Here is a 25,948-nt window from a genome sequence, read left to right as displayed (position 1 = left end):
ACGAGGAGATTAGGAGTAGGATTGGATGAAGCTGTTATGTCGGCGGACCGGCAATGATCACGCCGTTAGAATGACGTTCAGAGAAGAAATTGCTTTCGAACCGAACTCTACAATCGGATACTGATCACCTGCAAGATCACGGTAAAAAATTTTCCTGACATTTACCTCCGTCATATGCCTACTGACAGGATCAACTCGGCACGCCCCGTCGCCGGCAAATGAGAAAAGACATCGCCGCGGTCCGGCGGACCCAGGTCATCGATGCGGCGCCAGCCGCCTTCCCGTGCCTCTGAGGCGGCGGGAGCAATTCAACTGCACGGGCAAGCGGAAAGGTGCTGAGGCCCTAACGATCCACCTCGCCGAACACGATATCGAGCGAGCCGAGGATGGCTGATACGTCGGCCAGCAGATGGCCCCGGCACAGCATGTCCATGGCCTGCAGATGGGCGAAGCCGGGCGAGCGGATCTTGCACCGATAGGCCTTGTTGCTGCCGTCGGACACGAGGAAGACGCCGAACTCGCCCTTTGGCGCTTCCACGGCGACGTAGATCTCGCCGGGCGGGACGTGGAAGCCTTCGGTGTACAGCTTGAAGTGATGGATCAGCGCCTCCATCTAGCGCTTCATCTCGCCACGCCGCGGCGGGGCGACCTTGTTGTCCTGGATCAGAACGGGGCCCTGCCCGTCCGCAGCGCGCAGCTTGGCGATGCACTGCTTCATGATGCGGACCGACTGCCGCATCTCCTCCATGCGGATGAGGTAGCGGTCGTAGCAATCGCCGTTGCGGCCGATCGGGATGTCGAAATCCATCTCGGCGTAGCAGTCGTAGGGTTGCGCCTTCCTTAAGTCCCAGGCTGCGCCCGAGCCACGCACCATGACCCCTGAGAAGCCCCACTCCCAGGCCTGCGCAAGCGTGACGACTCCGATATCGACGTTGCGCTGCTTGAAGATCCGGTTCCGGGATAGCAGGGCGTCGAGGTCGTCGACCACACGCAGGAATGGATCGCACCAGGCTTCGATATCGTCGATCAGCTTGGGCGGCAGGTCCTGGTGGACGCCGCCGGGCCGATAATAATTGGCATGCATCCGGCTGCCTGATGCACGCTCATAGAACGTCATCAGCTTCTCGCGCTCCTCAAATCCCCACAGCGGCGGCGTGAGCGCGCCGACATCCATCGCCTGCGTTGTGACGTTGAGGAGATGCGAAAGAATCCTGCTGAGCTCGTGATAGAGGACGCGGATCAGCTGCCCGCGCCTGGGCACCGCGATGCCGAGCAGGCGCTCGATGGCCAGACAGAACGCATGCTCCTGCGTCAGCGGCGCGACGTAATCGAGCCGGTCGAAATAGGGGATGGCCTGGAGATAGGTCTTCACCTCGATCAGCTTCTCGGTGCCACGATGGAGCAGCCCGATATGTGGATCGACGCGGCGCACGACCTCGCCGTCGAGCTCCAGAACGAGCCGCAGCACACCGTGCGCTGCCGGATGCTGCGGGCCGAAATTGATGGTGAAGTTGCGAAAGCTTTGCTGCGTGTCGCTCATCGAGCTACTTCCCCATGGCTTATTGTCCACGCCGCGCCTGCGCGACCTGATCCGGCGAGATCTGCGCCGACTTCGCGCCGAAATGCGCCAGCACATAATTGGCCACCGCCGCGAGCTCGACGTCGCGATAGGCGTGGAAGGACGGCATCGCGGCCTCCACATGGTCGGTTCGGAAGCGGGATCCCTGCAGCAGCACCTGGAGCAGATTGACGCCGCTCGGATCGTTCACCGTCTGGCTGCCCGCCAGCGCGGCACGCGGATCGTTGACGCCGGTGCCGTCGAAGCCGTGGCAGCTCGCGCAGGCGCCCTGAAAAACCTCGAGCCCGAGCGACTCCTGATCGTTGTCGGCTGCGGCCGGCGTCAGATGCGTCGAGTCCGTCAGCGATCGCGGCGCGGCGGCAACTGCGAGCTCGTGGGGCGCGGGATGCGCCGGCACGGTGCGCAGATAGGCGACCATCGCCTTGATGTCCTCGGGCGTCAGGTGGCTGAGGCTGTACTCCACCGCCTCGGCCATGCTGCCCGAGGCCGCCCCGTGGCCTTGCGCAAAGCCCTTGCTGAGGTAGTCCGCGAGCGCCTGATCCGACCATGCGCCGATGCCCGCCGTCGCATCCGAGGTGATGTTGTAGGCCTTCCATCCCGTAGTGACGGCGCCCGCGAACTTCTGGCCGCTGTCCAGGCCGTAGAGCCTGTTGCGCGGCGTGTGGCATTCGCCGCAATGGCCAAGCGCCTCGACGAGATAGGCGCCCCTGTTCTGAGCCGTCGACTGCCCGGGATCGGGATTGAACTGCTGGCGCGGGACGAACAAGAGCTTCCAGGCGCGCAGCAGATAGCTTTGGTCGTAGGGGAATTTCAGCTGGTGCGGCGGCGCCTCGGCGTGCACCGGCGACAGGCTGAACAGATAGTCCTTGATGGCGAGCGCATCCTCCGTGCTCATCAAAGCATAGGAGGCATAAGGAAAGGCGGGATAGAGATCGCGGCCGTCGCGGCCCACGCCATGATGCATGGCGCGCACGAACTCGGCGTCGCTCCACTGGCCGATGCCGGTGTCGCGGTCGGGCGTGATGTTGGTCGCGTAGATCGTGCCGAACGGCAGCTGGAACGGCAGTCCACCCGCATAGGGCCGGCTGCTTCCAACCGAGTGGCAGGCGGCGCAATCCGCCGCCTTGGCAAGATATTCGCCGCGTTTGACAGAGTCGGCACCCGTCGGCATGCGCGAGCGCGCCTCTGCGACATCGGTGAGGCCGTGCGGCCAGAAGAAGAACGCTGCCGCGGCCACCGCGAGCACCACCACGATCCCGAGGATCGTCAAACCGAGCCGGCGCATCAGCGATCCTCAGAAGCGAGAGCAGTCGTTCCTTGACGTGCATTCGAGGCCATCGCCTGGCTGGCGAGCCGGCCGCGGTCGAACGGGTAACGCCGCAGCCGCACGCCCGTCGCGGCGAACAGGGCATTGCCAAGCGCCGGCGCAGCCGACACGGTCGCGGTCTCGCCGACACCGCCGGGATCCTCAGTGCTTCTGATCAGATGCACCTCGATGGCGGGACTCTCGTGAATGCGCAGCATGCGATAATCGTTGAAATTGCTCTGCTGCACGCGGCCGTTCCGAAACGTGATGTCGCTGTAGAGCGCAGCCGTCAGGCCGAAGTTCAGACCACCTTCCATCTGCGCCTTGACCTGGTCGGGGTTGATGGTGAGGCCGCAATCCATCACGGCCACCGCGCGCTGCAGCTTGATCTCGCCATTGTCCGCCACCGCGACCTGCAACACGATCGCGAGATGGCTGCCGAAGGAATCGTGCAGCGAGACACCGCGGCCGCTGCGCGGCGGCAGCGGCGTGCCCCAGCCGGCCTTCTCGGCCGCCATCTCCAGCACCGTACGCGACCGCGGGTTCTTGCCGAGCAACGCCTTGCGGTAGTCGATCGGATCGCGCTTGGCCGCATGGGCAAGCTCATCGACGAAGCTTTCGACCACGAACACGTTGTGCGTCGGACCGACGCCACGCCACCAGGTGAAGGGGATCGGCGGATCGGCCCGCGTCCAGTCGACATGCATGGCGGGAAAGTCGTAGGGCGTTTCCTTCGCGCCTTCGACCGCGTCCGGATCGATCTCGCCCGGCGGCAATCCCTGCGGCATGTAGTGCGCCGTGATCGAGCCGCCAGTGATGTGATCGACCCAGGCGAGCGGCAGGCCGTCGCTGCCGAGGGCTGCCGACATGCGGTCGTAATAGGCCGGGCGGAACATGTCGTGTTGAATGTCCTCCTCGCGGCTCCAGATGATTTTGACGGGATAGCTGACATGCTTGGCGAGCTCGGCGGCCTGCTGAATGGAGTCCGCCTCGAGGCGCCGGCCAAAGCCGCCGCCGAGCAGCTGGTTGTGAACCGCGACCTTGTCGAGCGGCAGGCCGGTCGCCTGCGCCACGAGCTGCTGCGCGACGGTCGGCACCTGCGTGCCGACCCAGACATCGCAACCATCCGGGCGTACGTGGACGGTGGTGTTGATCGGCTCCATGGTGGCATGCGCCAGGAACGGCAGCTCGTAGTCCGCCTCGACGCGCTGCGTGGCGCGAGCCATCGCGCCGTCGACGTCACCATCGTGGCGCGCGACGATGGCTTTCACCTTGCCGTAGGCACCCTTGAGATCATCGACGAGCTGCGCGCTCGACATTCTCGCATTCGGTCCATCGTCCCAGGTGATGCGAAGCGCTGCGAGACCCTGCCGAGCTGCCCAGTAATGGTCCGCCGTCACGGCCACTGCATTGGCGATCCTGATCACATCACGAACGCCGGGAATGGCACGGGCCGCGGAGTCGTCGACCGAGACGAGCTTGCCGCCGATCACTGGAGAGGCCGCCACCGCCGCGACCTTCATGCCGGGCACGCGAATGTCGATGCCGAAGGTCGCGCTGCCGTCCGTCTTGCCTCGGGAGTCCGTGCGCCGCGCCGCTGTGCCGATCAGCTTCCATTGTGAGGGGTCCTTCAGCGGCACATTCTGCGGCACCGGCTGCCGGCCGGCATCGAGCGCAAGCTCGCCATAGCTCAAACTGCGGTTGGTGCGGACATGCGTCACCACGGCTCGGCTTGCCGTGCACTCGGCCGCCGGGACGCGCCAGCGCTGCGCGGCTGCGCCGATGATCATCGTGCGCGCCGCCGCACCCGCCTGCCGCAGCGGACCATAGGCGCCGCGGATCGACGTCGAGCCGCCGGTGGTCTGTGACTTCAAAAGCGGCTGGCGGTAGAGCTGCTCGTTAGGCGGTGCCGTCTCGACCTGGATCTGATCGAGCCCGGCTTCCAATTCCTCGGCGATCAGCATCGCCTCACCAGTGTAGATGCCCTGCCCCATCTCGACATTGGGCACGATCAGCGTGATCCGGCCATCGGGACTGATGCGCACGAAGCCGCCGGGCGCGAAGCCGGTGAAGGCCGCGCCAGTCTGTCCCTTGCCGGTGACGTCCTGGATCTTGCCGAGGCCGGGCTGCTCGCCGGCGGCGTGCGCCTTGCGGCTGACTGCAGCGGCAAAGCCGATCACGAGTCCTGCGCCGAGCAGGCTGCGGCGTGAGAGACGGTTGGGAATGTGAATGTAAGCCGGCCCGGACATCGGTGACACCTCAGGCCTTTGCGGCGGTCTTGATCGCGGCGCGGATGCGCGGATAGGTGCCGCAGCGGCAGACATTGCCGGCCATCGCGGCGTCGATGTCCGCGTCCGAAGGCTCGCGCTTGACGTTGAGCAAGGCCACCGCCGACATGATCTGGCCGGACTGGCAGTAGCCGCATTGGACGACGTCGAGATCGACCCAGGCCTTCTGCACCTTCTGCCCGACGGGGTCTCTGCCGATCGCCTCGATGGTCCTGATTGGCCGGTTGCCGACGGCGCTCACCGACATCACGCAGGATCGCGCCGGCCGGCCGTCGACATGCACCGTGCAGGCGCCGCACTGCGCGATGCCGCAGCCGAATTTGGTGCCGACCAGGCCAGCCACGTCGCGCAGCACCCAGAGCAGCGGCATGTCGTCCGGGACGTCGTAGCTCCTGGTCTCACCGTTGATGTTCAGATCGACCATGCCGCGAACTCCGGGACCGTGCCTCATGCAAGCGGGGCGAATGCATGATGCTGTCCGACGTTCCTATTTGACCGCCAAGTCTGATCACCAAGTCTGATCGCCAAGTCTGATCATCGGATCAGGCCGACCGCCGCTCGGCTCCTCGCTCGTGGATGGGGGCGTGACGTGATGAGCAGGGACGCAGGCCTAGAACTTCACGAAGCTGCGCAGACCGAAGACCAGCGCATCCGGAATGGCCATAGCACCGAGCGTCGGATTGGAGGGCGCCGGGGCATGGCCGCCCGGATGGGCGATGTATTGAATGTCCGGCTGCAGCATCCAATTGTCGGCAAGCTTCCATTGATAGGTCAGCTCGACGGCGAGCTCATCATCGCGGATCGGGCCGCTGCGGCTGCTCAGGCCGGCAAGATCAAGATCGGCTAAGCGCGCCGCACGCGAGATGCGGCCATAGGCGAGCCCGAGCCCGACGATATCGTCGGGCCGCTTGGGCACTGCGCCCTTGAAGGTCAGCCCGCCATCCACATAGAGATCGACCAGGTTGCGATCGACCGGACTGACGCTGGCACGCAGGAACCCGCTGAGATGGCGACCGCCGTCGTCGGAGGCCTGCCACAGATCCTGGTCGAGCACAGCGTAGAAACTCCAATTACCGCGATGCTGGAGCGGCGCTGCCGCCGTGACTGCCAATAGCTGGCGGTTGATGTCGAGCCGCTGATCGGCGAAGGCGCCGGCGTGATACCACGCTCCGAGCTTGAAGGAGCCGGGCAGTGTCGCCTGCTGACCTCGGCTGCCACGCCGGCCCCCGACATCGGTCCCCTCCTGATTGGGATTGATCGCACGACGATGCGCCGGCGGCGCGTCGCCCCAGGCCGTGATGCCCTCCACGATGAAGAACGGCGGATCGTTGAGGCGGAACGCCAACCCCAGCGGATCGCGCTGCACGGGATTGCCCGGTCCGGGACCGGCCGGGTCGCCGTTGAAGACAGCGGCGCGCAAAGTGAAGGCGTCGTCCATCGCCCAGGACAGCCGGGCACCCGGGGTCGCTTCGGGATAGGCCGGACCGCCGCTCGGCAGATCCTGCGCGAACGACGTCGGCCAGCCGAAGGTCGAGTTCACGAACAGGTTCGCCGTGTCGCTGGTCATGAACTCCTGCGCGGCCGTGAACTGCCCGACGCGCAGATTGAGCTTCGATCCGATCGTCTGCTCGATCCAGAGATTGAACAGCCGAACCGATGGCGGCGCCTCGATACCGCTCACCGTCATCAGGTTGGCGAGATGGGTCGCACTGAATTGCGATCCGAAGATATCGTGGATGCTGGCATGCGCGGTGGCGCCGCTCCAGCCGACCAGCCTGTCAAGATCGGCATCGATGATGGTTCCGAACCGCCCATCGAAGCCAGCGCCCTGTCTCACCCCGCCGCTCGGATTGGCGAAGGCGTCGCCATAATAGGTGAAGGTGAAGCGGATGCCGCGTTGCTCCAGCGCGCTGCGGGCTCCGCTCGCGTCTGTCAGATGACGGAGCTGCGTTGGCAATGAAGCTTGCGTGGCATCGTCGGCTGCGGCCAATCCACCGCTGAGCAGCAGGACCCACAATCCGATCGCGCAACCTGCGCCGGTGGTGCGTCGACGAGAATGATCCAACCGACCGCTATCCGGCATTGGCGCCATCCGTCGCTGAGTTTCACATCATGGTGACGGCTGGAGCATGTGCCCAGCATGAGTCAGGGGCGCCGGGGCGGATAGCGCGTCGGGCCTCGCAGAAACGCTTCGAGCTGCGCAATCGCTTCGGCCTCCCGCGCCCGCGCCAGCAGTTGGACCTGATCTGCGCCAGGCTGCATCTGCTGGGCAGCATCACGTGCCGCGCGGGCCGTCTGCAGCAGACGCTCGCCCAGCGGCAAGGTCTGTTTCACGCGCCGGCGTCGCTTCTTTCGATAATCCGCATCCATGTCCTAGTCCGCAGTCTTGTGAAACGTAGCGCGTCCATTTTGCCTTTCGGAGACAGGACTGCACCAACATAGGTAAAGCAGTGCGGTACGATCGGCGCGGGAGCTGATGAGTTCCTCGAACGATATCAATCCCTCCGCTCCCTCCTCAGCATTCTGGCGCGGAGATCGCCGAGAAAGGCCGTGAGTGCTTGATCGGCGTTCTCCGTGTCGGCTGGCGACAGACTGGTGATTCCCCAACGCGCGAGGATCGCCTCCTGGACCGGATTGCGCAGAGGCGCGAAGACGAAGGAGCGCGGCCGATCGTGCCGATAGCCCGACTCCTCCCAGATCTGCCAGATCCGATACAGCAACAGCCGGATGTTCGGATCCGACATGCTGTAGCCGACGAACAGGATGGTATTCGCCAGAGCGTCCGCGCGGAGCTTGAGATCCAGCGGCGAGTCGAATGACAGCCGGTTGAGAAAGTCGGTTTCGGTCAGCACCAGCGACGCATCGTCGTCGAAATCGCCATGGTACTTGACGATCTGAGTGACGCCGGCCGGAGCCGACGCGATCTCCTTGGCGTTGCTGATCTTGGCGTAGGGCTTGCCCCACACCTCGAAGGCCGTCTCCAGATTGCGGTCATAGTTGGTCGTGTAGATCACGGGGAAATCGAGATCGACGATCAACCGGTGAAGTCGTGACTGCGCGATGCAGTCAGAGGCGACCTTCCAGTTGCGATCGAGCCAGCTGCGTAGCGGACCGATGCCGCCTCGCTCGAGGCGATAGTACTCCGCCAGCATCTGATAGCCGTCGCGCATGCCGTCGATGACGCTGCCGTCGAGATCGAGCTCGTCGATCAGATGATCGATCAGCGACTGCCAGGATGGCAGCCCGACCGTCATCGACACGCCGGCGCCGACGAAGAGGATGGCATGCCGGCGCTGCATCGCAGACACCAGCACGTCCTGCGCGAGACGCGGCTCGCCGCTGTGTTGGATCAGCTCCATGGAAGACAAATGAGGACGACACGACGCGTTCCAACCAGCCTGCGCCAGAGCCTCAGGAACGGCCGATCAGACCGCCGGTTCTCCTCAGAGCTGCTGAAATCATTTTGTTATGTCCATCGACCACAACATGGCTGCGCTGTTTCAGGCGATCGACATCGCGACCGGCTATTTGCTGCGCCGTGGCTGCAGCCCGACCGAGGCGAACGCCCTCGTCGGCCGGTATGTCCCCCGTCTCTTCGAGCAGGGCGAGCACCGCCCGCTCATCGTTGCAAACAGGGCGCTGGCGCAGATCGAACGCGAGCTTCGCGAGCGGTCAAAAGACCCGATCGAACGCTGACGCTCCAGAAGCAACTCGGCTGCGGCCGACGACCTGCTCTACGGGCCTTCTTGACGTCGGCAGTGATCGCCAAAATCAGGCAAGCGGCGAGCGTGACATCGTCCTCGGCGGTCACCCGGCCTGTTCAAATCCCTGGCGTCGCCTGAGGCCGGGCTGAGACTCCGGGCGGAGATGCGAGTGATCCCATCTCGGATGCCCACCGATGACCGCAGCCGGGCTGCCATCCTGAATGATCCGCCCGTTTTGCAGCACGATGATCCTGTCGAACGCCTCGAGCGTCGCGAACCGATGCGTGGCGGAGATGATGGTCCTGTTCGCGAAGGCGCCTGCAAGGGCCTGCCGCAGCGCCCGCTCGGTCTCCACGTCCAGCGCCGAGGTCGCCTCGTCGAGCAGCAGGATCGGAGCGTTCTTGAGCAACGCCCTGGCGATCGCGATGCGCTGGCGCTGGCCGCCCGACAGCACCGTGCCGCCCTCGCCCACAACCGTGCGGAGGCCATCCGGCAGGTCGTGGATGAAGCCGCATTGCGCGATCTCCGCAGCCGCCATGATCTCCTGCTCGGAGGCGTCGGGATGGCCGTAGCGAAGGTTCTCGAGGATGGTGCGATGAAACAGGCCGACATCCTGCGGAACGAAGGCGATCAGATCGTGCAAGCCCTGCTCGGACATCGCAGCGAGCGGATGACCGCCGAGCCGGATCTCGCCGCGCTGCGGGTCATGCAACCGATGCAACAGCGCAAGCAACGTCGACTTTCCAGCACCGGACTCGCCGATGATGCCGACGCGCTGTCCGGGCGGAATGTCGAAGCTGATATCGCTGAGGACAGGATCATCCTCGCGGTAGGCAAAGCACAATCGGGCGATATTAATGGGTGGCGGCTCGCTGCGCCCGAGATGGATGCTGCCGACGCTAGGCGTCGAATGCGCCTCAAGCACCTCCAGCGTCTCCCTGATCACGGCGATCTGGTTGCTGGTGCCGATGAGGGCCATCGCGAGATCGCGCGAGCCGTGCAGGATCCGAAAGGTCAGCGCGCTGACCAGCACCACGTCGCCCGGAGAGAACGCGCCGATCGTCCAACGATAGACGGCCCAGCCGAAGATGCAGGCCGCCGACAGCCACAGGAAGAAATCGTGCAGCATCCTGCTCTTTTCGAGATAGGTCCAGCTGCGCCCCTGAGCGTCGGCCTCCTCGTGCAGGATCGCCGAAAGTCTCCGGTGCTCGCGATGTCGCATTCCGAACATCTTGACGGCGCGGATGTTGGCGATGGTGTCGATAAGCTCGCCGGACGCCCTGCCCGCCTGTCTTGCATAGACGTGGTGCAGCCCCCTACCGCGCAGACCAAACACAAGGAGCCCACTGCCAATCGCGATGACGAGCGCGAACACCGCGACCGCCATGCCGACATCCATGATGCTGAACAGCACCAGCGCGCCGATGAAGTCGACACACGGCGGCAGGATGTTCCAGATGAACGTGTTCATGATCGCGCCGAACGCGCCGCTCACCGCCGTGATGCGCGAGCCGAGCGCGCCGGAGAATGCCTCGGCAAAGAAGCCCAGCGGCTTGGCGACCAGTTGCTCGAACAGATCGAGGCGGATCTGCACGCCGGCGCTGACGATCGCGCGCGCGCCGAGCCAGCCGGCGATGCGCCAGCAGATCGTCTCGACCGCGACGATGGAGATGAACAGCCCGAACGCCAGCAGCACCACGCCGACCCGGCGCTCTGGCGCAGCCATCGCATCGACCAGCGCCTTCATCTCATATTGAACCGCGATCGCGCAGGCGCCGGCGATGACGACACAGCCGAACAACGGCGCGAACTGCCGACGCTTGATCTTGACGTAGTGCCAGACGAACGCCAACGGACCCGCTTGCTTCGGATCACACGAAAGCAGGCTCACGAGCTTCGGCCGCAGCATAGAGGTCGCCTCTGTCATACCGCTGCGTAGCTGCGATCAGTCACGTCGGGCGCCACCCGCTGGCCGGCGTCCCGAATGCGCCGAAACGTAGCAAGCGCCTGGCCCACAACCTGATCCATGTTGTAATACTGATAGGTCGCAAGGCGACCGACGAAATGGACATCGCTCTGGCTCGCGGCCAGCGCCTGATACTTGCGGTAGAGCGCGCGATTGCTGTCGCAGGGGATCGGATAATAGGGGTCACCGACGTCAGTCGGATGCTCATAGGTGATCGTCGTGAACGGGTGCACCTGTCCCGTCAGATGCTTGTATTCGCTGACCCGCGTGAACGGCTCGTCGCCGGGATAATTCACGACCGCGACGTCCTGATGCCACTCCTTCGGCAGCGTCACGTGCTCGAAGCGCAGCGAGCGATACGGCAGCGCGCCGTAGCAGCGATCGAAATACTCATCGACGGCGCCGGTGAAGATCAAATTGCGATACGGGACGAGCTTCTTGATCATGTTGAAGTCGGTCTGCAGCATGATCGAGATCCGCGGATTGTCGAGCATGCGCTCGAACATCCGTGTATAGCCGTCCTTGGGCATGAATTGATGGCTGTCACCGAAATAGCGGTCATCGGTGTTCGCACGCGTCGGCACGCGCGCCGTCACCGACTTGTCGAGCTGCGAGGGATCGAGCCCCCATTGCTTGCGCGTATAGCCTCTGAAGAACAGCTCGTACAGCTCGCGGCCGACCCGGTCGACGACGACGTCCTCCGAGGTTCGGATCGGATCGATCGGCTCGCGACGGCTTTCGTAGAACGCTTCGGCCTCCTCTTCCGTCGACAGCTGCAGGCCGTACAGACGATTCAGCGTCGTGCGGTTGATCGGAATCGGCAATTGCTGCCCCTTCACGCTCGCCCGCACCCGGTGCTCATAGGGCCGCCACTCCGTGAAGCTCGACAGGTACTGGAATATCTCGCTGGAATTGGTGTGAAAGATGTGCGGGCCGTAGCGATGCATCAGCACGCCGGCCGCGTCGTAGCAATCATAGGCATTGCCGCCGATATGTGGTCGCCGGTCGATGATCAACACGGTCTGCTTCAACTGCGTAGCGAGCCGCTCCGCGAGCACGCTGCCTGCAAATCCCGCCCCGACGATCAACCAATCGAACACGTGCATACTCCCGTTATCTGACCGAGAGAGAAGCTGAGTGTGAATTGAACGTTCCTAATGCAGCGCGGCCGCGCGGAAAGCGCCTAACAAACGACAGACATGGCCCGCCTGAGACAGGCCGCGGACGCGATCAGCTCTTCCCGCAAGGGCTCGTGAAAGGACCGGCATCCGTCTCGCCCGATCGATCCCAGCAATCCGGTCTCACACGCGCGGTCGTTGACCCATCCCGGATAGTCGAGCACCGGATAGAGGCAGAGCCCCTCGACCGGGACGCCCTCATGGCGGGCGGCGAGCACCTCGCGGGCGACATAATACAGCCAGGCCGCACGGGCGCTGCCCTCCGCGCCGGTCTCGGAGATGAACATGGGTCTTCGGTAGCGCGCATGGCACGCGCCGAGCAACTCGCGGAAGGCGCGATAGCGACAATGCCCGAGCGGGATCGTCGCCCGGTTCGTGAGCCATTGATTGTCCGGATAATAGTTGACCCCGAGAATATCCAGACAATCCGGCCTGCCCCCGAGCTCGGGCGCCATGCGGCCGGTCAGCATGTCCATGGCTTCGTACTGATAGCCGTTCAGGGTCTCGGCCAGCGCCTCGTCGCCATCGCCCGCGGGAGCGATATGCACCAGCGGCTCGGCGTGCACGATGCGGGCAGCCGGATCGACCACCCGAATGGCGTCGATTGCGGCGATCGAGGCGCGGACGAGCTGCCGCTTGAGCCGTCCCCCTTCGCCGACGCAGAACGGATTCATCAATGCATTGTCGCCGCCGGCCCAAGCGAAGTATGAGATTTCGTTGATCGGACAGAAGTAGCCGATCCCACCGCTCTCCTCTCTCACCAGACGCGCAGCGCCTGCTGCGAAGCGCGCAAACCGGGTGACGAACTCCGGCGCGAAGATATCGATGTCATCGGGCCAGCCATAATGCAGGAGATCCCAGATCACCTGAACGCCGGCCCGCTGCGCTGCTCTCACGCTGGCGAGCGCCGTCGACCAGTCATAACGGCTTGGACTTTGCTCGATGAGATGCCATCGAAGCCCATCGCGGAAGGTGTGGAGCCCGACCTGCTTCAGGCGCCGGTAGTCGTCGAATGCGGATCGGTCATGGCCGCTGGCGGCGATGAGGTCCAGACGCCTGCCGTCGGGACGGCGATGGGTCGAGCACTCGAACCCGCCGATGAAGAAACTATCGAACAGGGCGGACGCGACATGTGCCGATGGTTGCAAGTCGTCGCCGGCCACTAGACACGCTCGATCCGATCTGCCGTTGCGGCCGGCACCGCTCCGAGCACAGCGCCATGCTGCCTCATCACCTGAACCATTCGTGCAAATGTGGAATCCCAGGATTTGTCGGCCAGAAACTGATCCACGCGCTTCAGCCGGTGCGCGTCGCTGCGCTCGTCGATGCTTAGCCGGACCTCACGCACAAACTCGTCCGCCGTCGCTGCGATCGCGACCAGGCCCAATTCCCCATAGGGCCTGCGGACGTCATTGATGTCGGTCGACACCACCGGCAGGCCACCAGCGAGATATTCAGGCGTCTTCGTCGGGCTGATGAAGCGGGTGCTCTCGTTGCGGGCGAACGGCATGATGCCGCAGTCCCAACCGGCGAGGTAGAGCGGCAGCTCGCGGTACTGCTTCGGGCCGAGCCAGTGCAGATTTGGCAGATCGGGCAGCTCGGAGCGCTCGATCTTGGCGAGCGGGCCGATCATCACGAATTGCACGTCGGGGGCCTGCTCAGCCGCCGACTTCAGCAGGGCCATGTCCATACGCTCATCGATCACGCCGAAGAAGCCGGCGCGGCGCGGCGGTATGGCACTTTGATCCGGCGGCTCCGTGCGGCCGCGAAGCTGGCGTGCCTGGGCGAAATGGGCCTTGTCGATGCTGCTGGGGCAACAATGCACGTGCGGATGGCGGTCCTGCTTGGCGTCGTAGAGGCTCTGACCTCCGGTAAAGACGACATCACAACACGCCAGCAGCTCGATCTCGCGCTCAACCAGCCGCGGTGGAGCAAAGCGAAATGCCGTCAGCTCGTCCATGCAATCATAGACGCAGAGATCGGGGCGCAGATGGCCGCTGAAGCCGAGCGCCATCGGCGTGTAGTACCACAGGATCAGCTCGGGAAAGGACTGCGCGGCAATGAACGCGTCCAGCAGCTCGCGTTGCTGGGCTTCGATGAGCTGAACGTCGTCCGACGGCGGCAGATGCGGCACTAGGACCTGAACGCCGGGACCGCCGTCGCTGGCCACGAGCTTGGGCTCCACGGCATCGAAGATCGGCTCCTCGAAGACGAAGACGTCGACGAAGGCTGCGGCGCGTGACAACAGGTGCTGCGGACGTTGGTAGACGAAATTCCATCTCAGGTGAGACAAGCAGATCAGTCCGCCGCGTTCGCGGCTTGGGTCGAGGCTTATCGCAGGTGGCATGGACGGTCCCTCACGGCTCGCAGATCAAGGCCGGGAGATGACACTCGTTCCTATGTCGGTTGCTGCGGTCTTGTCTGATAACACGTGTTAATTGCGGCCGGTGCCGGCTCCCGCCTTCCGAGGCTGTTCGATCGCACGAGCGTTTTGCGCATCGATCAGCTGGCGGATGAAAGCGATCTCGCCATCGCGATAGGCACGGCCGTCGGACTGAAAGATGTCATGAAACCACACCGGCGGCTCACGACCGACATAGGGTGTCTGCCACGAATCCCACGGCAGATGCGTCTGCGTATTGCCGTTCACAAATCCCCAATTGATCGCTCCGACATGATGGCGGGCCGCGATCGGCAGGATGGCTTCGAACGTGCTGCCGCGGGGACGCGCCATGTATTCGGTGCACAGAATGGGCCGGCCGCCGCTTGCAAGGAAGACGATCTGCCGCTCGAACGTGTCCGGCTCGTCATAACTGTGGAAGGAGACGATGTCGGAGTTCGAGAGCTGAATCTGCTCGATCTCGTCGGGCGGTCGCGTGGTCGACGGATCGCGCCAGACCGCGCTGGTCAGCGGCTGGGTGGGGTGTGACATCCGCGCCCAGGCGAACGCTTGTGGAAGCAGCGAGCGCACTTTTTCGATCTTGTCGGCCGGCTCCCGCTGAAAGTAGCTGTCGCGATTGATGTTATCGGGCTCGTTCCAGATGTCCCATGCGAGAATGCGCCGGTCGTTCGCGAAGGCGCCGACCACGCCTTCGACATAGGCCTGGAGCCGCGGCCATTGCCGCTCGTCATCGAGCGCAGCCGCGCCGGGACTTTGCACCCAGCGCGAGTTATGCACGCCCGGCACGGGCGGCGCCTGTGGCCCGAGCCTCGGATCAGGGTCCCAGCAGGAGTCGAACAGGACGAAGATGACCCGCAAATGGTGCCGATCGGCGATCGCCAGAAAGCGGTCGATCCGGCGCGTGAATGCCGTGGCGTCCTGCTGCCACAGCAGGTCGTGTAGAAAGACGCGCAAGGTGTTGAAGCCGAGCCGCTCGGCCCACCCGAGCTCGAGCTCAATGCGCGCAGGATCGAAACTCTCCTCCTGCCACATCTCCAGCGCGTTGCTGGCGTCGGCAGGAATGTAGTTGGCGCCGACCAGCCAGGGCTGGCCCGCAGCCCAATTCGTTGCGTCAGCGGCCGTCCATTGCTCCGCCTGGCCTGTCGCTGGTGTGACGATCAGGAGGAGACCGAGCAGGATGCTTCTCAGTGCGCTGCGCATGGTCCGGTTCTCCTGATCTCCCGCCCGAGCGGTGATCGCGTTCAGCGTGGCGTCATCGCAAATGGCACCGGCATGTGACGGATGGTGTCGCCGCTTCCCGAGCCCAGCAGCGTCTCTCGATCAGGACCGCCGGAGAGCTGTTCAGCCGCGGTCGCGGGCAAGGTCTGCGCCCGGAGCGCGGTCGTGACCAGCGCATCCAGCAAGACGGTGGCGGTGGGATCGGCCAGCGGATCATCGCGGAACAGGCGGAAGGTGGAGACGAGCACGCGTCCCTTGCCGTAGCCGCGCTCCACGGCCAGCGCGACCGGCTTGTGGATCCAGCCGATCACCAGCGCGGCGTGGACGCGGGCCTGGAAGTCGAGCAGGTTGCAGCCGCTGATGACGAGCTCGGGGATGACACGGTCGAAGGTCGCATCGATCAGCGGCCCTCCGGGCACATGCGCGAAGGCGCCGCGGCGCCGCAGCCAGGCGAAGGTCGAGACCCAGTCTCCGCGCCACAGCGCGCCGGCGCGGCTCTGCACGCGGACGTTCTGCCAATGCGGAAAGAACGGATTGAGCGACATCTCGTGATCGGCGAGCAGCAGCAGCGTGCCGCCGGCCCTGACATGAGCGGCGATGGCCTCGTCATAGGCGGTGGCAATGATGAGCTCCGCCTCGGCCATGGCACCGACAAGCCTATAGCCCTGGGCGCGTAGTCGCTGGCGCAGCTCCTCCGACGGCGCCCAGACCGTCTTATCGTGCGCAGCATGACGCAGGCTCGCGGGATGCACCGCGAGGTCGAGGCTGTTCGAAGCAATCAGCCTCTGGTCAGCGGCTCGCAGCTCGAATCCAATCCTGATGCTGCGGGCCGTCTCGACCGGGGGCAGCTTCAGCACGAGGGGTTCCAACTCCGTCACCGTTCCGCGTGCTGCGCGGCAGGCGGAAACGCTTTCTTGGCCGTCGACCGACCATGCAAGCGTGGCCCCCTCAATGGCCTCCGCCCCGTTCGCGATCGAGACACCGATGGTTGCCTGCTCGTCATCCCAGTACGACAACCGCTGCCAGTCCGGCACGATCACGGTGTCGGCATTGATGCGCGCGAATACGGCGTGAAAGACCCGCGGATTCCGCAGCATGTCCAGCAGGCCATTGGACTCCCAATGGCAATCGGTGAACTCGGTGATGACATAGCCGGCGATCTCCGGCCGGCGCCGCATCCGCTCGATCTCATATTTGAGCGAGTGATATTGCTGCCATTGCGCTGCTTCGACGAAGGCGCGCAGCGATCCGAACACGCGGTCGAGGCTCCAGTCGCGGAACCGGTTCTCGATCCCGTGGGCGTACATCACGCCCTCGCCCCAATCATGACCTGTCTCGAACCACCACGGCTCCTGACCATCGACACCTGCAAGCTGCGTAGGATCCGGCAGCCCCCAATTGCCGAACTCCGAGCACACCAGGGGCTCCCGGCCCGTGATCACGGCGTCGCCCTCGGGGCTGAACAGCCAATCGGCGCGCCCCGCGAGACCGTCGACGAACCGGTCCCAATCGGCCCGGCTGTCCGGATAGGCCGCGTAGAAGTGGTAGTCGGCGATGTCCGTTTCGATGTGGAAGCTCGGCGCGACCGGCGAGTTGTCGACCACGGGCCGCGACGGATCATAGGATTTGAGCCAGGCATACAGCTTGCGCAGCCATGCCCGGTGCTCGGCATCATGGACGAGGTCGACGCCCCAGTTTTCGTTGATGATGGTCCAGCAGACGATCGAGGGATGATGGCCGTCGCGGTCGACGATCCCTTTGAGCATCCGCTCCTTGCGCGCACGCGACCGCTCCGTCGAGAATCCGCCGTTCGGCAGCTCCGCCCAGATCAGCAGACCGACGCGGTCCGCAGCCTCATAATAGCGCGGATCGGGCGCCTTGATGTGACAGCGCAGGCAGTTCAGCCCGAGCTCGCGCGCCTTGCGGAACTGATCCTCCAGGAACTCCATCGAAGGCGGCGTGCAGATCGTGTCCGCGTAGTAGTCCTGATCGAGCGCGCCACGCAGATAAAGTGGCTCGTCGTTGAGATAGAACTGGCCGTCCCTGGTCTCGAATTTGCGAAAGCCGATGGTCTCCCCGGCCTCGTCGATCACCTCGCCGTCGCGCCGCAAGGTGAGCTGCACGCGATAGAGGTTGGGCTGTGCCGGAGACCATTTGAGCGCGTCATCGACGACCGCTTGAGCGAGAATCACGCTTGCGCCCGCCGCTGCATCGACATGCGCGGTTCCCGCGACCGCTCCGCCCGGTCCCAGAATGCGCATCTCAAGCGACGAGGCCGCCTTGAGTGGCGCAGCCAGGGCGATCCTTGCAGTCACCAAGCCGGTGTCGGGATCGCTCTGGATCAGCTGCTGCGCAACGTGATCGGCAATGCGCTGCTCGAGCCGCACCGACTGCCAGATGCCGGAAAGCGGACCATACCAGCTCTGCTTGCCGAACGGGATCTCGGCGAACGGCGCGTCCGCGAACTCATTGGGGTCGTCCGTCGGGCTCTCGACGCGCACGACGATCTCGTTCTCGTCATCCTGCAGAAGGGAAGTGACATCAAATGAGAACGGCAGGAACCCGCCCTCGTGATCGCCGACATGCTGGCCGTTGATCCAGACCCGCGCGAAGTGGAAGACGGCGCCGAACCTGAGGAACACGCAATCGCGGCGCCAGCCACGATCGAGCGTGAAGCGCCGCTGATAGATGCCGATGCCGGCGCGCATCCGCAGGTCGGGGAACTGCGCCTGCCACACGCCGGGAACGCTGATCTCGCGCACTTCGGCGGGCGTGATGCTGTCCTGAGGCACGTGCAGGAAGGACCACACGCCGTCAAGTGATAGTTGTTTGTTGTTCACGATGTCATCTCCGGCGTCCGCGCCTTAAGCGCCGGAAAGTGGCGAAAATGCGCGCCGTGTCCAAGAATGTGACCCGCACCGCAAACAACCGGATGACGAGCGACAAAGAACGCGGCGGAACTCGCGCCGCGTATTACTTTCGATCCGTCTGCTGACCCTTACGCCTCGGCGGCTTCCACGTTGACGCGCTCCTTGGCGAGCAGCGACAGGATCGCGTCGGTCTTGCGCTCCTCCTCCAGCGTCTGGCCGAGCAGCGGTACGGCTTCCGTCAACCCGAGTTCCTCGGCCCAGCTCTTCAGCGTGCCATAGCGCGTGATCTCGTAGTGCTCGACCGCCTGCTGAGCCGCGATCAGCCCGGCATCGAGCGCCTCGCTGCCCTTGAACTCCTGGAGGATCTCGTCGGCCTCATCGAGCATGCTCTGCATGGCCTCGCAGGGCTTGCCGCGCGCGGGCTTGCCGAGCAGCTCGAAGATCTGCTGCAGCCGTTCGATCTGCACCTCGGTCTCCGTACGATGCGCGTCCAGCGCGGCCGCAAGCCTCTCGGATTCGGCAGCGCGTTCCATCTTGCCGAGCGCGCGCAGCACCTGCTTCTCCGCTGAATAAGTGTCCTGCATCAGAATGAGGAACAGGTCTTCGAGCGTCTTGTCTGTCTGTGCCATGGCTGCTCTCCTCGAGACGATTTGGTCAGCCAACCTCGCGACAGCGAGCGAGGTTCCTGTCGGTTGCGGGCAGCCCGTCTGTTGGCTTAGGAACTTGCGAAAATTCCGGGACGTTAGGTCCCGGGTGGATTGGCGCTCGCGGCGACGTCGTCATCCGCAACCGGATGCCCCGGCAGGTCCGGCCAACAGACAATGATGGTTTCGCCTCACCTCAAGTCCGAACGAGCGCAATGCCAGATCTCGACATGTGGGGCGGAATAGAATGTACGGTCGTTCGCCTTGGAGATCGGTTCAGGAACCAGGTCGTGGAAACCGGCCATCACGATCGTCTCGACGACCTCGACAGGATCGCCGCGCTCGGCATAGGCACGCTCCGCTACCCGATCCTGTGGGAGACGATCGCGCCCGACGATCCCGATAGCTGCGATTGGCGCTGGCATGATGCACGGCTGGCGCGGCTCAGAACACTTGGAATCCGCGTCGTCGCCGGACTGCTCCATCACGGCAGCGGGCCGCGCTACACCGATCTGCTCGATCCCGCTTTTCCGCATCTGCTCGCTGCCCACGGGGCGCGCGTCGCTCGACGCTACCCCTGGCTCGAGCTGTTCACGCCCATCAACGAGCCGCTGACGACCGCGCGCCTGAGCTGCCTCTACGGCCATTGGTATCCGCACACGCGCGATGAGCACAGCTTCCTGCGCGCGCTGCTCAACCAATGCGAAGCGACCGCCCTCGCGATGCAGGCGATCCGCCAGATCACGCCGTCTGCCCAGCTCGTCCAGACAGAGGACGTCGGCAAGGTCTTCAGCACGCCACGGCTGCGCTACCAGGCGGATTTCGAGAATGCGCGGCGCTGGCTGAGCCTCGACCTGCTGTGCGGTCAGGTCGATCCTCATCATCCGCTGTACGCCTTCATCCGCGACAACGGCATCGCCGCATTCGAGCTGGAACGCCTGAAGGACAATCGCTGTCCTCCCGACATCATCGGCGCCAACCACTACCTCACCAGCGAGCGCTACCTGCACCCCCGCACGGACGCTTTCCCCGAAGAGTTTTCCGGCGGGAACGGCCGCGACCGCTATGCCGATGTCGAGGCGGTGCGCATGCCGCTGCCGGCGACGCAGCTCGGCCCGGCCGCGCGCCTTGCCGAGGTCTGGGCGCGGTATCGACTGCCGATCGCGATCACCGAGGTGCATCACGGCTGCACCCGCGAGGAGCAGTTGCGCTGGCTGCTCGAGGTCTGGAACGCGGCAGCCGAGATCCAACGCAGCGGCGCCGACATCCGGGCGGTGACGGTCTGGTCGATGCTCGGTGCGGTCGACTGGAACTCATTGTTGACGCGCGACGATGGCCGCTATGAGCCTGGCGCCTTCGACATCCGCAGCGACCCGCCGCGGCTGACCGCACTCGGCCGCGCGGTGGAAGGTCTGGCGCGCGAGGGCCGTTTCGCACATCCGGTCGTGGTGAACTCGCCCGGCTGGTGGCATCGCCCCGAACGACTCTATCACCCGCCGTCACGCCGACGCGTGGCGCCACCCACGGCTGTCCGTCGGCCGCTCCTGGTTGTCAGCAATGACGCCGAATGGCTGCGGATCTTTAGCAACGCGGCCGATATGCGCGGACTGGCCATGGCGGCGGTCAGTTGGAGCGAAGCCGATGCCAAAGCCCCTGACCGCCTTCGCTCCGTGTTGAAGGCCCTGCAGCCTTGGGCGGTGGTCGCCACGCGAGCCTGCGCGGATCAAGTAGCCAACGACAGCCGCCTGCATGAGCTTGCGCTCACCTGCGATGCGCTCAGCATTCAGTTGCTGATCTACGACGACGGCACGCGGGACGACGCCGGTGATCGAATGGGAGCCCGCCCACATGAGGCATGGACTAGCGCCACGCTGGTGATCTCAGCAGGTCGCGACCATCTCGATGACGCGCTCGACCTGCTGATCGACGGAGAACATGGGTTCTGGTGGCCGACCGCGCGAGGGTTGCAGCGGCGAGACGAGGCGGCTGCAAAGGACGACGGTCGAAACCTCGCAGCCGGATAGGAGCCAACGCCAGCATACCGGGTTGGCCTGGATTGAACCGCAGGATCGATCATGACCATCGCCTCTCTCCACGCGCCAACACGCACCATCCTCGTCACCGGAGGCGCCGGCTATATCGGCTCGCATGCCTGCGTAGCCCTACTCTCGGCAGGCCACGACATCGTCGTGTTCGACAACTTCTCGAACAGCAGCCCGCGCGCGCTGCAGCGCGTGGCCGAGATCACCGGCCGCACCTTTGCCGTGGCCGAAGGCGACATCCGCGACCAGGCCGCGATCGAACGAACCATCAGGGCCTGTGGCTGCGATGCGGTGATGCACTTTGCCGGCCTGAAATCCGTGCCGGAGTCGGTCAGGCGGCCGCTCGACTATTATGATCAGAACGTGATCGGCACGCAGCGGCTGCTTGCGGCCATGGTGAGCACCGGCGTCAGCCGCATCGTCTTCAGCTCGTCGGCGACCGTCTATGGGCAGCCGCAATTCCTGCCCTATACCGAGGATCACCCGCTGGCGCCGGTGAACCCCTACGGGCGCACCAAGCTGATGATCGAAGACATGCTGCGCGATCAATGCGCGAGCGATCCGGCGTGGAGCGCCGCTCTCCTGCGTTACTTCAACCCGGTCGGGGCCCATGACAGCGGATTGATCGGCGAGGACCCGCTCGGTGTTCCTAACAACCTGCTGCCCTTCGTGGCGCAGGTCGCGATCGGGCGCCGCGATCATCTCAAAGTGTTCGGCAACGACTACGATACGCCGGACGGCACGGGAATCCGCGACTACGTCCACGTCATGGATCTCGCGGAAGGCCATGTCGCCGCGCTCGACCGGCTGGACAGCCCGGGCTGCGTCGCCCTCAATCTCGGCACCGGCCTTGGTCATAGCGTTCTCGACGTCATCCGCGCCTTTGAGCTCGCGAGTGGCAAGCCGCTTCCCTATCAATTCGTGGCGCGCCGTCCCGGCGATCTCGACAGCTACTATGCGGCAACGGATGCAGCGCGGACGCTTCTCGGATGGTCAGCCACCCGTTCGCTCGCAACGATGTGCGCCGATCACTGGCGCTGGCAGTCGCTCAATCCGGATGGATATGCCGAGCAACATCACAACCGCGAAGGGGTGGAAAATGTGTCGCTCTCACCTGTGATGTCCAGCGAGCCGGCGCCTCTTGATACACTTGCCTCACCCGTCTCGGTCTCGCAGAGCGGATGAGCTTCTCCTTGTCCGTCGCTCTCCTGCGCCAGGTGCATCCTCCCGTCGCGATGACGCCGGCCAGCTCATAGGTCTGCACCGGCTCGTCGTTCGCAAGATGGCCGCTGCTCGGTCTCTTGCGCCGACGCTCTCGTGAGGTCAGGCCCAACAGATTTCCGCGGATCGGATCGCCTCATCAACGCAGACGCTTGTCCGAACCGCGGGTTCTTTCGGCAAGCCGGCTCCAGCGAGATGCCCTATCAACTTGTCCAGAGCGCCGCGGCGGTCGTGACCAGATCGGCGCCGTTTCGATCCGCGTCGATATGCGCCGGCGACCGCGGCCGCCCACGATCGAGAGCGAGCGGAACGGCTTTTCGTCGCGGTCCGCTGGGAGCCCCGTCGGCTGTATATTGCCGCCATTCGAAAGCAGCCCGTTGGTGCTCGACGGTCCACCGCAGGATTGCCGGATCACGGTCAAGCAGATAATGCCAGCCCTCGACGAGGCGCACCAACAACTCGTCCGGTGAGGGTGTCATTTCCGTCAGGGCCTCATCAATCCCCGAGAAGGTCGTCATGACCTGACGGCAATCATACTGATCGAGCAGCCGATCGGATTCCGCCATCACGCGCCTCCCGAGATCGGAATCTCGGAAGCTGCCAACCGGCCTCGTATGCAGGACAGAAACGCCGTCGAGGATGCCGAGGCCTTCGTACCCCAGGAGCTTCGGCCAAACCGAGTCCAGGCCCCACCCCCATCCGGTGGTCGTGAGATCCAGCGTGGGCAACAATCGCTCCAGGGTTTCGCGACGGAAGCATGGGACCATGATCTCCACGAAGCCGACGCGCCTCGCGAAGAAGCTCTGGTTGGTCATCGTGATGTAGTGCGCGTAGTAGGAGTTCTCCTGAAGCGCCGGCGCATAGAGATCGAAGTCCAGCGCGGCGCCGAACCTGAAGAGCGCATCGATCTCGTCCTGGCTGGTGAAGATGTCGTCATCCGGCAGCCAGATGTAGTCGTAGTCTCTCCAGCCGTTCCAGGAATTCAGCAGCGTCCTCAGCCCCGCCCATTTCGGTCCAGGCACGACGTCACCAATGGTGCACTCGAAGTCGGCCGCCGGCTCGATCTCCTGAAAGGGGCAGAGGTACAGATCCCAGCTGCGCTCCTTGGCCCGCTCAAGCCAGAACGGATGCAAAGATCTCCTGCCAACCCGAGCGATCACCAGATGGGGTCTCACCGGCCGTCTCCTTCAATGTTGCCCATCGGATGCAGAATGCCGGTAGCAGAGCTTGGTTGCTTTTTTTCCATCAAACAAACACGTACGACAAATAGAAACAGGCGCGGATGAGCCGCATTGTCGATTCGAGCTCTCTCGGATCGGATCATGACCAAGGCCTTTCATCGAAGCATCTTCACCGCCCGGCTGGCCGATCTTCCCCGACCGATACGTCGCCTGAACCTGTCGAGCGCACGGCCTCATAACGCAAGCGTCCGCTGGCCCTCGTTTGATCCCGGGATGCTGCAGCCCGGCATTCTGCATTTCGGCTGCGGCGCCTTTCACCGCGCACACCAGAATGTCTTCACCCAGCGCGCCATCGAGCTGGAAGGCGCATCGGCGAGCCGGTGGGGTGTCGTCGGGGTGAGCTTTCGCAGCCGAAAGGTGAGACAGGCCCTCGCCCCCCAGGATCTGCTCTACACGGTCATGGAGCGCGCTGATGACAGCTCCCGGGCCGACGTGGTGGGCGTCCTGAGAGGTTTGCTGTTCGCGGGGGATCAGCGCGGTCGCATCATCGCGATGCTTTCAGATCCGCAGATTCGAATCGTCACCTTGACGGTGACGCCCTCGGGATATGCGCCGGCTCCTGCACAGGACAGCGACATGTCGACAGACCCGATCGGACTCCTCGTCGACGGGCTCGCAACGGTGCGGGCGCAAGGATCCGCACCGCCCGTGCTGATCTCCTGCGATAACATGCCGCACAATGGGCGCCGCTTACGTGACGCCCTCATCGATCGTGCAGACCACCGAAGTGCGGCGCTGGGCGATTGGATCAGCCGCAACGTCCAATGCCCGTCATCCGTCGTGGATCGGATCGTTCCGGTCCCGACCTCGGCTGATAGCGCGGCCGCCAGTGGACTCCTTGGTCTGCAGGATCTGGCCGCAGTGGCGACCGAGCCGTTTCGCCAATGGGTGATCGAAGATTTCGACGGCCCGCGGCCACGATGGGAGCAGGCCGGCGCCCTGTTCGTCCCGGATGTCACGCCATGGGAGCTTTCGAAGCTGAACCTGCTCAACGGCACGCATATGGCGATTGCATTCCTTGGCATGCTGGCGGGCCTGAACACGGTCTCCGACTTCATCCTCGATCCACTCTTCCACCGCTATGCAGCCCGACTGATGCGCGACGAGCAGATCCCCACCATCCCCAAGAGCGATCACGATCTGGCCTCCTACAGCAATCAATTGCTGCGGCGCTGGCGAAACCGGAAGATCGTCCATCAGCTCGGGCGCATCGCAAGGAATGGCTCTGAAAAGCTGCAAGCGCGGCTGCTCTCATCATTGGCGTCCAACATCGCCTCTCGACGACCCGCACCGTGCACGATGCTGGCCATCGCCGCCTGGGCTTGTTGTACCGCGGGGATATTGCCGTTTGCAGGCGCCTTTGACGACGAGGCCGCTCCCGAACTGCAACGGCTATCGGTGACGTCCGGAGGCGAGACGAGGGCTTTCGTGCAGGCGCTCTTGCGCAGAGAGGATATATTCGGCCGTGAGCTGCCGCGGAATCCGCGGTTCGGCCAGGAGCTCGCTCATGCCATCGACAACCTGAAGCGCTGCGGCGCGCGGGGCGCCGTGTCGAAGATCGTCTGTGATGCAGAGGTCGACCTGTGAACCTGTCCGATATACGCGCCGTGATCTTCGATATGGACGGGCTGCTGGTCGACAGCGAGCGCCTTGCTCGCGCCGCGCTGATCGAGACCGCCGGCCGCTTCGGGATCACGGCAGACCTCGACATCTTCACGCGCATGATCGGCCTTCCCGAGGACAGCTCACTGACCCTCCTTCGGCATCGGTTTGGTGTGGACTTCGCGGCGGAAGACTTCATCCAAGCGGCCGCTACGGCATGCCATGCGATGGTGGAGTGCGGCCAATTGGAGCTGAAGGCGGGCGTGCCGGAGCTCATGGCATTTATCGAGCGTTCGGGACTGGCGAAGGCGGTGGCGACGTCCTCATCGCGCGAGAAGGCCATGCGCACGCTGTCCGCCGTCGATTTGGCCAGCCGATTCGACGCGGTCGTGACACGCACCGACGTCGCACGCGGAAAGCCGCATCCGGACCTTTTCCTGCGCGCCGCGGTCGAGCTCGACCAGCCGGTCGATCGATGCCTCGCCCTGGAGGACTCCTATAACGGCATTCGGGCGGCGCACGCCGCCGGAATGAAAGTGATCATGGTTCCGGACCTCCTGATCGCGACACCTGAAATGACCGGCTTGGCCGACGCCGTCGCGCCTGATCTGCTTGCGGTTCGTGACGCGCTCATGAAAGCGAGACGCGAGCTGGAGGATACGGCCCGTGTCTCCAGCTAATCGGTCTC

At 64.4% G+C, this 25,948-nt stretch carries 19 protein-coding genes and 1 pseudogene; 5 read left to right on the top strand and 15 right to left on the bottom strand.

What is annotated here, in order from left to right:
- Positions 1-343: 343 nt before the first annotated feature.
- The 7 genes and pseudogenes from ACVILH_RS13345 to ACVILH_RS13315 all read right to left on the bottom strand — a co-directional run bounded on the left by ACVILH_RS13345 (position 344) and on the right by ACVILH_RS13315 (position 8,532).
- Positions 344-1,540: pseudogene (locus ACVILH_RS13345) on the bottom strand (NADH-quinone oxidoreductase subunit D).
- Between the two features lie 19 nt (positions 1,541-1,559).
- Positions 1,560-2,864 (bottom strand): c-type cytochrome, encoded by a 1,305-nt coding sequence (locus ACVILH_RS13340; protein ID WP_456713299.1) that lies wholly within the window; start codon positions 2,862-2,864, stop codon positions 1,560-1,562.
- Positions 2,864-5,134 carry a molybdopterin cofactor-binding domain-containing protein gene (locus ACVILH_RS13335; protein ID WP_456713298.1) on the bottom strand — a complete coding sequence of 757 codons (2,271 nt, stop codon included), beginning with the start codon at positions 5,132-5,134 and terminating at the stop codon, positions 2,864-2,866. Before ACVILH_RS13335 ends, ACVILH_RS13340 begins: the two co-directional genes overlap by 1 nt.
- Positions 5,135-5,144: 10 nt before the next feature.
- On the bottom strand, positions 5,145-5,597 hold the full coding sequence (locus tag ACVILH_RS13330) for a (2Fe-2S)-binding protein (RefSeq protein WP_456713297.1): 453 nt from the start codon (positions 5,595-5,597) through the stop codon (positions 5,145-5,147).
- 186 nt (positions 5,598-5,783) lie between these two features.
- Positions 5,784-7,130: a carbohydrate porin gene (locus ACVILH_RS13325; protein WP_456713296.1), complete on the bottom strand. Its 1,347-nt coding sequence runs from the start codon at positions 7,128-7,130 to the stop codon at positions 5,784-5,786.
- Positions 7,131-7,318: 188 nt separating this feature from the next.
- Positions 7,319-7,543 (bottom strand): hypothetical protein, encoded by a 225-nt coding sequence (locus tag ACVILH_RS13320; RefSeq protein ID WP_456713295.1) that lies wholly within the window; start codon positions 7,541-7,543, stop codon positions 7,319-7,321.
- Positions 7,544-7,668: 125 nt separating this feature from the next.
- The gene (locus ACVILH_RS13315; protein ID WP_456713294.1) at positions 7,669-8,532 is read right to left on the bottom strand and encodes an SIR2 family NAD-dependent protein deacylase; all 864 of its coding nucleotides are present in this window, start codon (positions 8,530-8,532) and stop codon (positions 7,669-7,671) included.
- Positions 8,533-8,659: 127 nt separating this feature from the next.
- Between ACVILH_RS13315 and ACVILH_RS13310 the strand changes: the two genes are divergently transcribed.
- On the top strand, positions 8,660-8,869 hold the full coding sequence (locus ACVILH_RS13310) for a hypothetical protein (protein ID WP_456713293.1): 210 nt from the start codon (positions 8,660-8,662) through the stop codon (positions 8,867-8,869).
- Positions 8,870-8,980: 111 nt separating this feature from the next.
- On the opposite strand, the gene ACVILH_RS13305 is transcribed toward ACVILH_RS13310, so the two are convergent.
- The 7 genes from ACVILH_RS13305 to ACVILH_RS13275 all read right to left on the bottom strand — a co-directional run bounded on the left by ACVILH_RS13305 (position 8,981) and on the right by ACVILH_RS13275 (position 19,139).
- Positions 8,981-10,786 carry an ABC transporter ATP-binding protein gene (locus tag ACVILH_RS13305; RefSeq protein WP_456713292.1) on the bottom strand — a complete coding sequence of 602 codons (1,806 nt, stop codon included), beginning with the start codon at positions 10,784-10,786 and terminating at the stop codon, positions 8,981-8,983.
- 14 nt (positions 10,787-10,800) lie between these two features.
- Positions 10,801-11,943: a UDP-galactopyranose mutase gene (gene glf / locus ACVILH_RS13300; RefSeq protein ID WP_456713291.1), complete on the bottom strand. Its 1,143-nt coding sequence runs from the start codon at positions 11,941-11,943 to the stop codon at positions 10,801-10,803.
- Between the two features lie 83 nt (positions 11,944-12,026).
- Positions 12,027-13,184 (bottom strand): beta-glucosidase, encoded by a 1,158-nt coding sequence (locus ACVILH_RS13295; RefSeq protein WP_456713290.1) that lies wholly within the window; start codon positions 13,182-13,184, stop codon positions 12,027-12,029.
- Positions 13,184-14,314, bottom strand: a complete 1,131-nt coding sequence (locus ACVILH_RS13290) for a glycosyltransferase (protein WP_456713289.1) — start codon at positions 14,312-14,314, stop codon at positions 13,184-13,186. The genes ACVILH_RS13295 and ACVILH_RS13290 overlap by 1 nt, the downstream gene beginning before the upstream one ends.
- Before the next feature lie 141 nt (positions 14,315-14,455).
- Positions 14,456-15,622 carry a 1,4-beta-xylanase gene (locus tag ACVILH_RS13285; protein ID WP_456713288.1) on the bottom strand — a complete coding sequence of 389 codons (1,167 nt, stop codon included), beginning with the start codon at positions 15,620-15,622 and terminating at the stop codon, positions 14,456-14,458.
- Positions 15,623-15,663: 41 nt separating this feature from the next.
- The gene (locus ACVILH_RS13280) at positions 15,664-18,480 is read right to left on the bottom strand and encodes a glycoside hydrolase family 2 protein (RefSeq protein WP_456713287.1); all 2,817 of its coding nucleotides are present in this window, start codon (positions 18,478-18,480) and stop codon (positions 15,664-15,666) included.
- Between the two features lie 158 nt (positions 18,481-18,638).
- The gene (locus tag ACVILH_RS13275) at positions 18,639-19,139 is read right to left on the bottom strand and encodes a YciE/YciF ferroxidase family protein (RefSeq protein WP_456713286.1); all 501 of its coding nucleotides are present in this window, start codon (positions 19,137-19,139) and stop codon (positions 18,639-18,641) included.
- 305 nt (positions 19,140-19,444) lie between these two features.
- On the opposite strand from ACVILH_RS13275, the gene ACVILH_RS13270 reads away from it, so the two are divergent.
- A complete protein-coding gene (locus ACVILH_RS13270) occupies positions 19,445-21,178 on the top strand; it encodes a family 1 glycosylhydrolase (RefSeq protein WP_456713285.1) in 1,734 nt (577 codons plus the stop codon).
- Between the two features lie 51 nt (positions 21,179-21,229).
- Complete coding sequence (gene galE, locus ACVILH_RS13265; RefSeq protein ID WP_456713284.1) at positions 21,230-22,381, top strand: UDP-glucose 4-epimerase GalE; 1,152 nt, start codon at positions 21,230-21,232, stop codon at positions 22,379-22,381.
- A gap of 239 nt (positions 22,382-22,620) precedes the next feature.
- Here the strand turns inward: galE and ACVILH_RS13260 are convergent, their stop codons facing one another.
- Complete coding sequence (locus ACVILH_RS13260; protein ID WP_456713283.1) at positions 22,621-23,592, bottom strand: hypothetical protein; 972 nt, start codon at positions 23,590-23,592, stop codon at positions 22,621-22,623.
- Between the two features lie 147 nt (positions 23,593-23,739).
- On the opposite strand from ACVILH_RS13260, the gene ACVILH_RS13255 reads away from it, so the two are divergent.
- Positions 23,740-25,245 carry a mannitol dehydrogenase family protein gene (locus ACVILH_RS13255; RefSeq protein ID WP_456713282.1) on the top strand — a complete coding sequence of 502 codons (1,506 nt, stop codon included), beginning with the start codon at positions 23,740-23,742 and terminating at the stop codon, positions 25,243-25,245.
- Complete coding sequence (locus ACVILH_RS13250; protein WP_456713281.1) at positions 25,242-25,940, top strand: HAD family hydrolase; 699 nt, start codon at positions 25,242-25,244, stop codon at positions 25,938-25,940. Before ACVILH_RS13255 ends, ACVILH_RS13250 begins: the two co-directional genes overlap by 4 nt.
- The last annotated feature ends 8 nt before the right edge of the window (positions 25,941-25,948 follow it).

The sequence above is a fragment of the Bradyrhizobium sp. USDA 4353 genome (genome assembly GCF_054063215.1).
Note: the sequence above shows the minus strand (reverse complement) of the source record. Positions and strands in the feature narration are given on the sequence as shown.

What these genes read in the sequence shown, in the direction of transcription:
- ACVILH_RS13255 (WP_456713282.1), top strand. Translation starts at nt 23,740, where the DNA reads ATGACCAAGGCCTTTCATCGAAGCATCTTCACCGCCCGGCTGGCCGAT.
- ACVILH_RS13315 (WP_456713294.1), bottom strand. Translation starts at nt 8,532, where the DNA reads ATGGAGCTGATCCAACACAGCGGCGAGCCGCGTCTCGCGCAGGACGTG.
- galE (WP_456713284.1), top strand. Translation starts at nt 21,230, where the DNA reads ATGACCATCGCCTCTCTCCACGCGCCAACACGCACCATCCTCGTCACC.
- ACVILH_RS13285 (WP_456713288.1), bottom strand. Translation starts at nt 15,622, where the DNA reads ATGCGCAGCGCACTGAGAAGCATCCTGCTCGGTCTCCTCCTGATCGTC.
- ACVILH_RS13320 (WP_456713295.1), bottom strand. Translation starts at nt 7,543, where the DNA reads ATGGATGCGGATTATCGAAAGAAGCGACGCCGGCGCGTGAAACAGACC.
- ACVILH_RS13330 (WP_456713297.1), bottom strand. Translation starts at nt 5,597, where the DNA reads ATGGTCGATCTGAACATCAACGGTGAGACCAGGAGCTACGACGTCCCG.
- ACVILH_RS13275 (WP_456713286.1), bottom strand. Translation starts at nt 19,139, where the DNA reads ATGGCACAGACAGACAAGACGCTCGAAGACCTGTTCCTCATTCTGATG.
- ACVILH_RS13310 (WP_456713293.1), top strand. Translation starts at nt 8,660, where the DNA reads ATGGCTGCGCTGTTTCAGGCGATCGACATCGCGACCGGCTATTTGCTG.
- ACVILH_RS13340 (WP_456713299.1), bottom strand. Translation starts at nt 2,864, where the DNA reads ATGCGCCGGCTCGGTTTGACGATCCTCGGGATCGTGGTGGTGCTCGCG.
- ACVILH_RS13335 (WP_456713298.1), bottom strand. Translation starts at nt 5,134, where the DNA reads ATGTCCGGGCCGGCTTACATTCACATTCCCAACCGTCTCTCACGCCGC.
- ACVILH_RS13305 (WP_456713292.1), bottom strand. Translation starts at nt 10,786, where the DNA reads ATGCTGCGGCCGAAGCTCGTGAGCCTGCTTTCGTGTGATCCGAAGCAA.